The organism is Allofournierella sp., assembly GCF_017889395.1.
Classification (GTDB): Bacteria; Bacillota; Clostridia; order Oscillospirales; family Ruminococcaceae; genus Allofournierella.
Window position 1 is genome coordinate 1 of sequence record NZ_JAGHKE010000077.1, and the last position, 12,346, is coordinate 12,346.

General features: G+C 61.5%; 11 protein-coding genes. All 11 read left to right on the forward strand.

Translation table 11 applies throughout. The annotated features are described in order from the left end of the window. The coding region (locus J7G73_RS10165) for a hypothetical protein (RefSeq protein ID WP_291246165.1) at positions 1-466 on the forward strand (466 nt) is incomplete at its 5' end. 3 nt (positions 467-469) lie between these two features. Beyond that, on the forward strand, positions 470-2,659 hold the full coding sequence (locus J7G73_RS10170) for a glycosyltransferase (RefSeq protein ID WP_291246166.1): 2,190 nt from the start codon (positions 470-472) through the stop codon (positions 2,657-2,659). 27 nt (positions 2,660-2,686) lie between these two features. After that, positions 2,687-3,730, forward strand: coding sequence for a glycosyltransferase (locus J7G73_RS10175; protein WP_087292576.1), 1,044 nt, complete (start codon positions 2,687-2,689; stop codon positions 3,728-3,730). A gap of 44 nt (positions 3,731-3,774) precedes the next feature. Next, positions 3,775-4,833 (forward strand): glycosyltransferase family 2 protein, encoded by a 1,059-nt coding sequence (locus J7G73_RS10180; RefSeq protein WP_291246167.1) that lies wholly within the window; start codon positions 3,775-3,777, stop codon positions 4,831-4,833. A 172-nt stretch (positions 4,834-5,005) separates the two neighbouring features. Next, positions 5,006-6,070, forward strand: a complete 1,065-nt coding sequence (locus J7G73_RS10185) for a glycosyltransferase family 2 protein (protein WP_291246168.1) — start codon at positions 5,006-5,008, stop codon at positions 6,068-6,070. 49 nt (positions 6,071-6,119) lie between these two features. After that, a complete protein-coding gene (locus J7G73_RS10190) occupies positions 6,120-6,989 on the forward strand; it encodes an ABC transporter permease (protein WP_291246169.1) in 870 nt (289 codons plus the stop codon). Positions 6,990-7,004: 15 nt separating this feature from the next. Beyond that, positions 7,005-8,306, forward strand: coding sequence for a polysaccharide ABC transporter ATP-binding protein (locus tag J7G73_RS10195; RefSeq protein WP_087292588.1), 1,302 nt, complete (start codon positions 7,005-7,007; stop codon positions 8,304-8,306). 2 nt (positions 8,307-8,308) lie between these two features. Beyond that, on the forward strand, positions 8,309-9,304 hold the full coding sequence (locus J7G73_RS10200) for a hypothetical protein (RefSeq protein ID WP_291246170.1): 996 nt from the start codon (positions 8,309-8,311) through the stop codon (positions 9,302-9,304). A gap of 112 nt (positions 9,305-9,416) precedes the next feature. Then, entirely contained in the window at positions 9,417-10,148 is a 732-nt protein-coding gene (locus J7G73_RS10205) for a 3-deoxy-manno-octulosonate cytidylyltransferase (RefSeq protein ID WP_291246171.1), read from the forward strand. A gap of 25 nt (positions 10,149-10,173) precedes the next feature. Next, a complete protein-coding gene (locus J7G73_RS10210) occupies positions 10,174-11,724 on the forward strand; it encodes an aldolase catalytic domain-containing protein (RefSeq protein ID WP_291246172.1) in 1,551 nt (516 codons plus the stop codon). A gap of 7 nt (positions 11,725-11,731) precedes the next feature. Further along, the gene (locus tag J7G73_RS10215; RefSeq protein ID WP_247643373.1) at positions 11,732-12,241 is read left to right on the forward strand and encodes an HAD family hydrolase; all 510 of its coding nucleotides are present in this window, start codon (positions 11,732-11,734) and stop codon (positions 12,239-12,241) included. The last annotated feature ends 105 nt before the right edge of the window (positions 12,242-12,346 follow it).

Sequence of the window (12,346 nt, forward strand, 5' to 3'; positions counted from 1 at the left end):
GTTCTACGGCGACGACGCCAACATCATGGATAAGATCTACGACGGCAACGAGATCGTGCTCTCCAACGAGCCGCTCTATTACTACCGCACCCGCACCGGCAGCATGACCGCCCTGGCCTTCTCGGCCAAGCGGCTGGACGATCTGCGCCTGTACGGCGGCTGGGTGGACTTTTTCACCGGCAAGACCGGCTACGGGGATCTGGCCGCCTGGGCGGTGGCCCGTTACTGGCAGGTGTTCTACCTGTTCTACGTGCACGCCAACCTGGCGGGGCCGCTGTCCGGCGAACTGAAAGCGGGCTTTGCCCTGCACAAGAAAAAGCTGAATAAGCTTTTGCCCCGCATCCTCTCGAACCCCCACGTGGCCGGGTTTGAAAAGCTGCGGGCGGTACTGTTCTGTGCAAGCCCCGCGCTGTGCTACAAGCTGGCCGCCGCCCGGGGAAAAATGGACCGCAAAAAGGAGGCCTGAGCCATGCCCCGCATCAGCGTAATCGTCCCGGTTTATAAGGTGGAGCAGTTTTTGCCCGCCTGCGTGCAGAGCATTCTGGGCCAGACCTTTGCCGATTTTGAGCTGATTCTGGTGGACGACGGCAGCCCGGACGGCTGCGGCGCGCTGTGCGACACCTATGCTGAACAGGACAGCCGTGTGCGGGTGATTCACCAGAAAAACGGCGGGCTTTCCGCCGCCCGCAATTCCGGCATTGCCGCCGCGAAGGGCGAGCTTCTGGCCTTTGTGGATTCCGACGATCTGATCGCGCCGGATTATCTGGAGCAGCTTTATAGCGCGCTGTGTTCCTCGGGGGCGGATATGGCCCTCTGCGCGGTGGAGGACGTGAACGAGGACGGCTCACCGCTGGAGCACCCCGAGATCACCGCCCCCGCCGCTGCCGGAATCTTTTCCGGCAAGGCACTGCTGGCGGAATTTTTCGGGCCCAATGCCACCTGCTACACGGTGGCCTGGAACAAGCTGTACAAGCGCAGCCTGTGGGAGCAGCTGCGCTACCCGGAGGGGCTCATCCACGAGGACGACGCGGTGGCCCACCGGCTGTTCGCCGCCTGTGAAACGGTGGCCTGCTTGAACGCTCCCCTTTACCGCTACCGGCTGCGCCAGGGCAGCATCTGCCGCAGCGGCATCAGCCCCGGCAGCTTTGACGGGGTGACCGCCCACGCCGACTGGTGCCGGTTTTTCCGGGACCAGGGCATGGACAAGGTCCTGCTGGACAAGGCGCTGGCCTCCTGTTTCCGTCGGTACCTGGCCCTGTGCGCCGGAGCGAAAAACGAACTGACCTGGCCCATCGCCGCCCGCTGGCACGGTGCCCAGGCGGAGCTGCGCTGCCTGCTGCCCCTTGTAAAACATTGCGGCGAGCTTTCGCTGACCGAAAAGCTCAGCTGCCTGCGCTGGTGCACCCGGCCGTTGCCCCTGCCTGACCGCAGCGAAACGCCCCGGGTCGCCCTGCTTTTGCCGCCCGAGCTTCCGGTGCCTGCCGTGAAGGGCGGCGCGGTGGAGACCCTGGCCACCCATCTGATGGAGGAAAACCAGACCCAGCGGCAGCTGGAGCTGGCCTTTGTCTGCCGTCTGGACGAGGAGGCCGCGGCGGCTTCGGCCCGGTTTTCCCAGTCGCTGATCTTCTTCGTGCCCCCCGCCGGGCGGGTGCGTTCCCTTTTGCACCGGGTCCGTTACCGGCTGGCAAAGCTAACCGGGCGGCCGGTGTACTGGCAGGAATACCAGCATTACCCCCTGCCCTTTCTAAAGCGGCTGAACGCCGACCTCTATTCGGTGGAGGGCGGCCAGCTGGACGCCTGGCAGCAGGCCGCCGCCTGCTTCGGCGCCGAAAAAATGGCGGCGCACCTGCATGGGGTGGCATACAGCAGCCCCAAGCTGGACGCTCAGTTCGGCCGGGTGCTGGCCATCAGCGACTATGTGCGCAGGGCCTGGCTCTCCTCCAGCGCACTGCCCGCCGACCGGGCGGTGCTGCTGCCCAACTGCGTGGACACCGGCCGCTTCTGCCCTGCTCCTGCCGCGGAAAATGAGCGGGCACAGCTGCGCAGCCGCCTGGGCCTTGCACAGGAGGACTTCGTGGTGCTGTTCTGCGGCCGGGTGTGCGAGGAAAAAGGCATCCACCGGCTGGTGCAGGCCATGCGGCAGATCCAGGACCCCGCCGTGAAGCTGGCGGTCATCGGCTCGCCCTTCTTTGCCGGGCAGGCCGACTCCCCCTTCTTTGCCGAACTGCGGAAGCAGGCCGAGGCCCTGGGCGAGCGGATCGTCTTTACCGGCTTTGTGCCCAATGAACAATTGCCCGCTTATTACCGCATGGCGGATGCCGCCTGCTTCCCCGCGCTGTGGGAGGAGCCGGCGGGCATTACCGCCATCGAGGCCATGGCCTGCGGCTGCCCGGTGATCGCCACCGACAGCGGCGGCATGCCGGAATATCTGGAGGGCAGCGGCGCGGTGCTGCTGCGCCGGGATGAGATCTGGGACGGCGAATGCACCCCCGTGCCCGGTGTGCCTGAGCTTTCCGGCCAGATCGCCGAAGCCATCCTTGCTCTGAAAACCGAGCCCGCCCGCCGGGCCGAGATGGCCGCAGCCGGTGTGCGCCGGGCGCAGGATTTTTCCCGGCAGAGCTACTACCGGACCTTCGCCGGTTTCGCAAATCACCTGTAAACTTTATCAAATAAAGGAAGTGTTCCCTTGCAGCCCAAAATCAGCATTATCGTGCCGGTGTACAACTGCGTAAAATTTCTGCCCGCCTGCATCAACAGCATTGCCGGGCAGGAGTGCTCCAGCTTCGAATGTATCCTGGTGAATGACGGTTCCTCCGACGGCTCCGGCGCTCTTTGCGACGAAATCTCCCGCCACGATCCCCGTTTTCGGGTGATCCACAAGTCCAACGGGGGCGTGTGCAGTGCCCGCAATGCGGGTCTTGACGCGGCTCGCGGGGAATTCGTTCTGTTCTGCGACCAGGATGACCGTATCCATCCCGAAACCATCACCCGGGCGCTTGCCTGCTACGAAAGCACGGAAGGCGGGCTTGTGATGTGGCCTTATACCCGTGACCCGGCGGAATTTTCCGCCCCGATGCCTGCGGGCGAGACTCTTTTCTCCCAGCAGGAATTCGGTTCCCTTTACTGCACCTTCATGCTCCCGCCGGTATGGAACAAGCTGTTTGAGCGCAGCGTGCTGGAATCCCCCTCGCCCCTTCGCTTCGACGCTTCCATCCGCAACGGGCACGAGGATCTGCCCTTTGTGTATGAATATCTTGCCCGGCTTGCCGGGCTGCGGCCGGGCTTTGCTGTGCATTTTCTGCGCGCTCCGCTCTATTACTGGAGCGACGAAAACGACATGAGCGTTTCCAAAAAATCCGTGCATTATCAGCAGTATTTCCAGGTGGAGCTGCCTTTGTTCCTGCGCTTTGCCCACGACTGCAAGACCCTTTATCACTGCCCGGCTCAGAACATGGCCACCTTTTACCAGCATGCGCTGCATACACTGGCCTTCGGCCTTCTGTTTGAAAACAAGGCCGAGGGGCACAGCCTTCTGCAGCACGAGGGCGTGACCGAGCTGCTGGACGGCCTGAAGGAAAACCACACCTTCAGCCCCTATTACCTGCCCTTCCGATGGCGCAGCGCTGCTCTGGCCCGGTTCGTGATCCGCGCCGAGGAAGAGGGGCGGCGCTCCTACTGGCGCACTTACTGGCTCTTTTATTATCTGCTTGGCGGAAACTGGAACCGTTAACGTTCTCGGCCAATCCTCCGCCCTGCATCCAAAAGGAGTATCTTATGGTCCCGTTTGCAAGCATTATCATTCCTGTTTACAACGCCGAAAAATACCTGCGTCGCTGCCTGGACAGCGTTGCGGCCCAAACCTGCCCGGATTTCGAGTGCATTCTGGTGGACGACGGCTCTTCCGACGGTTCTTCGCTCATCTGCGATGAATACGCCGCCAACGATCGCCGGTTCCGGGTCATCCACCAGCCGAACGCCGGTGCTTCCGCTGCCCGAAATGCCGGGCTGGATGCAGCCCTTGCGCCCTGGCTTCTGTTTGTGGACGCGGACGACGCCATTGCCCCCTGCACACTGGAGCTGATCCGGCAGATACAGCAGGAAAACCCCCGCGGCCTGGTGTTTTTCGCCGCGGTCTTCGAGCCGGATGGCCTGCTCCAGCACCCGGACCCGACAGCTTTGCGCCGTTTTTCCGTGAGCGAAATCGGCCTTTTCTGCGAAAACGCCCCCTTCCCCACCCCCTGGGGAAAGCTGCTGAATCGGGCGCTTGTGGAGCAGGCCGGCCTGCGGTTCGATCCATCGCTGCGCTGCTACGAGGACCGGCCCTTTATGAACGAATATCTGCGGCATTTTTCCGCGCAGGTTCCCAACGGGGAGCTGCTCTACATTACCCGGCCGCTCTATTATTACGAATCCGGCAACGAAACCAGCCTGAGCAAAAGCACCAAAAACCAGCTGGAGCCCGCCCATTATCAGATGTTCGACCGGTTCCTTCAGGACTGCCTGCATGTGTATCATGCCCCGCCGCAGCAGCTGCGGCTGCCCGTGATGGAATATCTGAACACCGTTTTGTACGGTCTTTACTGCACGCCCCCGGCCCAGCGGCGCAAAAGCGCAGCACTTTTTTACAAGAGCCCAGAATACGCCCGCCTGATGGCCTTTTTCAAAGAGAACCGGCTGTTTGAATCCCGCTATGTACCGCTTCGCCTGCGCTGGACCGCTCTGGCCGTTACGCTGGACCAGAACCGGCTGACAGAGCGCCGCTGGTTCTACTGGAAGTTCCACTGGCTATGCATGCACACCGTATACCTGCGCTGGAAGGCCCTACTGCAGTGAATAAAAATGTTGCCGTTTCTTCTGTTTTTTTCGTCTTGGGCCCCGTCGGCTGATTCCCCGTTTTATTGCAGCTTACGGCATGATATGCTATAATAAACTATCTTAGTACGCCCTGCTGCGGCAGCGCACGGGGCGTTATTTTCTATGTTTGAACGGCTTAGCAGGAGGAATTATGCCAAAGATCAGCGTGGTGATTCCCATCTACAACACCCAGTCCTTTCTGGCCCGCTGCCTGGACAGCGTTCTGGCCCAGACCTGCTCCGATTGGGAATGCATTCTGGTGAACGATGGCAGCACCGACGGCAGCGCCTCCATCTGCGAAGCCTATTGCAGGCGCGACAGCCGCTTTTTGCTGAAAAATCAGAGCAATCAAGGCAGCGCCGCTGCCCGCAACAACGGTATGGCACTGGCTCGGGGCGAATATCTGCTGTTTCTGGACAGTGACGATGCCTGGCCCGCTCACCTTCTTTCCACCGTGCTCGCCGCACAGGAAAACCGGCCGGAGGATCTGATCCTCTGGCGGTACACCTCCCGCCCGGAGGAGCTTGCCAACAGCAAGGCTTCGGCGGACTTTGCCCGCTTTCCGCTGCAAAAGGCCGGGCAGCTGTATCTGGAAAGCCATTTATATTACATCTGGAACAAGCTCTTTCATCTGGAGCTGATTCGTAGTTGTGGGCTTCTGTTCACCCCGGGCATCACCTATGGCGAGGATGTACAGTTCGCCATGGAGTACCTGCGGCTCTGGTTCCGTCTTCATCTGCAGGGGAACTTTTCTCTGAGCGTACAGCCGCTCTATTACTATGAGGACGGCAACGACTCCAGCGTCACCTACCGGCTCAAGCCCTGCTACTGCGAAAACGAGCTTTGGCTCACGGAGCAAGTGCTGGATTGGTTCAGCCGGGATTTTCCCCTGCCCCGGGAGGATTTTACCCGCATCGTGCTCCACCTGGTGAAAACACTGGCGGGCGGCCTTTCGGTGGATCTTGCCCAGCCCCATGGGCTGGCCATCGCGCGGCAGCATCTGCGCCACCCCACCGCCCGAAGGCTGATCGATACCGCCCGTACCCTTGGCTGCTACAGCCCCTTTGTGCCTCTCATGGCCGGCAATTGCACCGTTCTCACCGCCCGGCTGGGCGGGCTGATGCTGAAGGATTCCCGCTGGTACCACCGCGTTTACTGGGCGGGCTGGCATCTGCGCAGGCTGCGCACCGGCACAAAACCACCCGTGATGTTCTGACCTGCACCCCGACCGTTTTTCATTTATTCTGACAAGAGGAAGTACACTGATGGCTCATTCCAACGAACAACAGTGGACCACCGTTGTGAAACCCCGCACCGGCTGGTTCGACATCGACCTGAAAGAACTCTGGCATTACCGGGACCTGGTGACCCTGTTCACCAAGCGCAACTTTGCGGTGATCTACAAGCAGACCATTCTGGGCCCGCTGTGGATTCTGCTGAATCCCCTCATCACCACCATCCTGTTCAATGTGATCTTCGGCGGCATCGCCGGGCTGCCCACCGAGGGTGCGCCCAGCTTCTTGTTCATCATGGCCGGCAATACCCTGTGGACCATGTTCGCCTCCTGCATCAACAACACCGCCAACACCTTTGTGGCAAACGCGGGCATGTTCGGCAAGGTCTACTTCCCCCGCCTGACCATTCCTCTGTCCCAGGTGCTCACGGCGGCCATCAACTTCTTCATTCAGTTTGCCATGTTCCTGGTGTTCTGGGTCTTCTTCTTTTTCAATCAGGAGGCCTTCGGTCATCTGAGCATGACCGTGTGGCTCGTCTACCTGCCGGTGTGCATCATCCAGGTGATGCTGCTGGGCCTGGCTGTGGGCATCATCGTTTCCAGCCTGACCACCAAATACCGTGACCTGGCCATCGCCGTGACCTTCGGCGTGCAGCTGTGGATGTACGCCACCCCTGTGGTGTACTCCACCACCAGCCTGTCGAACCAGCCAGTCCTGAGCGCCATCGTGAACCTGAACCCCATGACCGCCCCGGTGCAGGCTTTCCGCATGGCTCTGCTGGGCTGCGGCAGCGTGGACCCCACCGGACTGGTCTACAGCCTGATTGTGACCGTGGTCCTGCTGGCCATCGGCGTGGTGCTGTTCAGCCGCATTGAAAAGACCTTTATGGATACCGTGTAACAGGAGGATTTTTGCATGTCCAATCACAGCGAGCCGGTACACAGCAAAGAGCCTGTTATTCAGGTATCCGGCGTAAAGAAGCAATATAAACTGGGCCAGATCGGCGGCGGCACCCTCACCGCCGACCTGCAGAGCTGGTGGGCCCGCATCCGCGGCAAGGAGGACCCCAACCTGCCCATCGGCACCGACACCCGCCTGTTCGGCCAGACCTTCATGGCGCTGAACGGCGTGGACCTGACCGTTTACAAGGGCGAGGCACTGGGCATCATCGGCCGCAACGGCGCGGGCAAGTCCACCCTGCTCAAGCTGCTCAGCCGCATCACCGCCCCCACCGAGGGCGAGATCAAGATCAAGGGCCGCATCGCCAGCATGCTGGAGGTGGGCACCGGCTTCAACCAGGAGATGACCGGCCGGGAAAACATCTACATGAACGGCGCCATTCTGGGCATGACCAAGGCCGAGGTGGATTCCAAGCTGGACCAGATCATCGAGTTCTCCGAATGCGGCGACTTCATCGACACCCCGGTCAAGCGCTATTCCAGCGGCATGTTCGTGAAGCTGGCCTTCGCGGTGGCCGCCCATCTGGACAGTGAGATCATGGTGATGGACGAGGTCCTGGCCGTGGGCGACATGAAGTTCCAGCAGAAATGCCTGGGCAAGATGAGCGATGTGGCGGGCCAGGAGGGCCGCACCGTTCTGTATGTGAGCCACAACATGAGCACCATCCGCCAGCTGTGCACCCGCTGCGTGGTGCTGGACAAGGGCAAGGTGATCTTCGACGGCAACGTGGACGACGCCATCGCCGTATATATGGACACCACCGACGTGAACGTGGTGGACTACGACCTGCGCGAGATTGGCCGCATGAGCTCCAGCGCGGGCAAGCGGCTGCGGGTGGAGCGGCTGACCTTCCTGGACAAGGAAAGCAGCGTGTTCGCCGCCGGAGAGCCCTTGCGGGTGCGCATCGACTGGCAGGTCATGCAGCACTTCGACGCGGTGAACATGAAGCTGAACTTCCATTACCGGGATTCCACGCCCGTGGGCATCACCCATCCCATCACCCTGGGCGAGGCCGAGCCGGGCCGCCGCTACTCCACCGTGTTCACGGTGGACACCTCCATCTTCAGCGAGGGGCAGTATTTCTTCTACCTGGACGTGTTCGAGCGGGAGCTGGCCAACGCCGCCTGCTTGGACAAGCCCGCCCAGGAATTCGCCTTCGAGATCACCAACATGGACCGCACCCTGCCGGAGTGGTCCAGCGGCTGGGGTCACATCCACTTCCCGCCGGTGGTCATTGAATCCAATGAGGTAAACTGACGATGGGTCTGCCCAATTTATACATCTGCCACACCGCCTATCAGGTGCTGGTGGAGCTGGTCCGGGCCATGAAGGACACGGTGGCCCCGGACCTCATTCTGAGCAGTGTCATCCCAAACACCGAAGAACTGGCCGGGCGGCTTTCCGCCACCGGCCTGTTCCGCTGTGTACGGGTTTTTGACGAAGAGGCCTGCGGCAATGCCATCCAGACCGGTTTTCTGCGCACGCTGCTTTTGCAACGGGTGATGGGCCGCCGCAACGTGGAAAAATACTACGGCTTTTCCATCGACCCCAAGGCCTACGCGGCCATCTACATCCACAACGACTGGAGCGTGCTGGGCCGGTATTTGCAGGACCTGAAAGCCCCCTACGTGCTCTGCGAGGACACCATGGCCAGCACCTGCCACCCGGACCATCCGCTGATCGACCAGCAGCGGGCGCTGCCCCATTTCAAGCTGCGGCAGAAGCTGGGCTACGGTTATCTGTACTGGGGCGACTACAAGCGGGTCACGGCGGTGGAGACCGAGTGCGCCGCCAGAACGCCCTTGTTCCCCCAAAAGCTGCGGGAGGATTCCAAGTCCGACCGGTTCCACCGGCTCACCGACGAACAGAAGGCGCTGGTTCGGCAGGTGTTCCTCACCCGGCCGCTGCCTGAAACCGCCGAGGGCGCGGTGCTGTTCCTGCCCCGGGACTTTGTGTCCGAAGGGCTTCTGGACGGCGAGACCCAGCAAAAAATGTTCACCGCCGTGGTGAAGGCCCACTGCCACGGCGGGCCGCTCTTCATCAAGACCCATCCCCGGGACACCTTTGATTATTCGCGCCTGTTCCCGGAGGCGGTGATTCTGGAGCGCACCATGCCCAGCGAGGTGCTGAACTTTGCGCTGCCCTTCCGGTTCAAAAAGGCGGTGACGGTGGAATCCACCGTGCTGAAAACGCTGGAAGTGACGGACGAAAAGCTGGAATTGAGCCTTACCCAGGCCCTGGACCTGCTTTCCTGATTGTGTACGCCGAGCGCTCCGCGCTCATAATTTGTTCATACCAAGGCTTTACTATGAAATCAAGCGGCCCGCTTCATCGTTTTTATTGCGGACCCGCAAGGAGGTTATTCCTATGAAAATCATCGGCGTGATCCCCGCCCGGTACCAGTCCAGCCGTCTGCCCGGCAAGCCCCTGGCCGACATTCTAGGCAAACCCATGATCTGGTGGGTATACCAGGCGGCAAAGCAGTGCAAAAAGCTGGACGACCTGGTGATTGCCACCGACGACGAGCGGATCATGGAGGTCTGCCGCCAATACGAGATGCCCGCGGTGATGACCCGGGCCGACCACGACACCCCCACCGCCCGCATCCATGAGGTGAGCTGCATGCTGAATGCGGACCTGTATCTGCAGATCATGGGCGACGAGCCCCTGATCGATGCCCGGGCCTTCGACCTGATCCTGCCGGACACCCTGCCCGAGGACCCCTACTATGTGGCGGGCGTGACCAACATCATGGACCATCCGGCGGATGTGATCGACTTCTCCAACCAGAAGGTGGCCTGCAATGCCCGCCGGGAGATCCTGCTGATCTCCCGCAGCCCCATCCCTTACCCGAAGGGAACGGCGGATTTTGAATACGAGAAGATCACCGGCATCCAGCTGTTCAGCAAAAAGGCGCTGGACTTCTATGCTGCCACTCCCAAGAGCGCGCTGGAAAAGGCAGAGGAAAACGACCTGATGCGCTTCATCGAAAACGGTCACACCGTGCATGCCGTGGTCTCGCCCTACAAAACCGTATCGGTGGACACCCCCAAGGACGTGGACATCGTGTGTGATATCCTGAAACAGCGCGGCAACTGATACTTGCCGGAAAGGAGCTGCTTTTATGCATACCCTCAAACTTCTGGACTGCACCCTGCGGGACGGTGGTTACATCAACGAATGGCGCTTCGGCTACGAGAACATCCGCGACATCGTGCGCAGCCTGGTGAAGGCGGGCACCGACATCGTGGAGGTGGGCTTTCTGCGCAACGTGGACTACGACCCGGACTGCACCCGCTGGAACACGGTGGCCGAGCTGAAGAAGATTCTGCCCGCCGACCGGAAAAACGTGATGTTCAGCGGCATGGCCCTGCACAACTTCTACGACATCGACAAGCTGGAGCCCTGGGACGGCACCGGCATCGACCTGATCCGGGTGACCTTCCACGACTACGACATCGAGGAGGGCCTGGCCTTCTGCAAAAAGGCCCAGGACAAGGGCTACAAGATCAGCTGCAACCCCATCAACATCATGGGCTACTCGGACGCGGGCGTGCTCTGGCTGGTGGAGCAGGTGAACAAGCTGCACCCCTACGCCTTCTCCATCGTGGACACCTTCGGCAGCATGCGCCAGCAGGACCTGGACCGCATCGTGAGCCTGGTGGACAACAACCTGGCCAAGGACATCACCCTGGGCCTGCACCTGCACGAGAACATGGCCCTCAGCTCCAGCCTGGCCCAGAGCTTTGTGAACAAGCACCTGAACCGGGATGTGATCGTGGACGCCAGCCTTCTGGGCATGGGCCGCACCCCCGGCAACCTGTGCATCGAGCTGATCGCCGATTACCTGAACCTGAACTTCGGCAAGCAGTACGACATCGACTGCATGCTGGACGCCATTCAGGATCAGATCATGCCCATCCGGGAAAAGGAGCCCTGGGGTTACTCCCCGCCCTATTTCCTGTCCGCCCGGTACAACCTGCATCGCAACTACGCCGAGCATCTGCTGGGCAAGGGCGATCTGTCCAACCGGGACATCAACCACATTCTGAGCCGCATTGCTCCCGAGAAGAAGACCGCCTTTGATGCCGCCTATGCGGACGAGCTGTATGCCCAGTACAAGGGCAGCGCGCTGGACGACGCGGCCGACCGGGCCAAGCTGGCCGAGCTGCTGGCCGGCCGGAAGATCCTGGCCCTGGCCCCCGGCCAGACGCTGGACACCCACCGGGAAGCCATTGAGGCCTACATTGCTGAGAACAACCCGGTCATCATCAGCGCCAACTTCGTGCCGGAGCACTACAAGGCGGACTTCGCCTTCTTCACCAACGGCAAGCGCTTCGAAAAGCTGGAAAGCTGCCCCTGCGCGGTGATCGCCACCAGCAACCTGCAGGGCGAGGCGGATTACCGGCTGGACTACAACAGCCTGGCCGGTGCCTTTGACAAGGGCGCCAACAGCCTGATCATGCTGCTGCACCTGCTGGCCGAGCTGGGCGTGGACGAGGCTGCCATTGCCGGTGCGGACGGCTACGGCCCCGCGGGCGACAACTACTGTGACCCCCGCATGAAGAATCATACCCTGCGGGGCGCGGATTACAACCACGCCATGGCCGAGGCCATCCGGGCCCAGGAGCTGCGCGTGCGCTTCGTGACCCCCAGCTATTACGAAAAGGAGTAACATGCCCATGCAGACCAAGCTGCTTGTGCTGGATGTGGACGGCACCCTCACCGACGGGGGGCTGTATCTGGATTCCACCGGCAACGAGACCAAGAAATTTTCCGTAAAGGACGGCGCGGGCCTTGTGATCGCCCGCACCGCCGGCATCAAGGTGATGATCCTCACCGGCCGGGAGAGCGAGCCGGTGCGCCGCCGTGCCGCCGAGCTGCACCTGGACTACTGCGTGCAGAACTGCAAAAAGAAGGCGGAGTACCTTGCCGCCTTCCTGGCCGAACAGGGCCTTGCCCGTGAGGAAGTGGCCTATGTGGGCGACGACTGGAACGACATGGCGGCCATGAAGCTGTGCGGCTTCGTGGCCTGCCCCGCCGACGCCGCCGCCGAGGTAAAGGCCATCGCCCATTACATCTGCCCCCAGAAGGGCGGCGAGGGCGCGGTGCGCGGTGCGGTGGAAAAGCTGCTGAAGGACGCTGGCCTGTTTGAGCAGACCGTGAACGCCGCCTTCGGCGCGGGGGTATGAGCCCATGTATGAAGCATTGAAGCAGGCGGTCTGGGCCGCCAATCTGGCCCTGCCCAAGGCAAACCTCTGCCTTGCCACCTGGGGCAACGCCAGCCAGGTGGACCG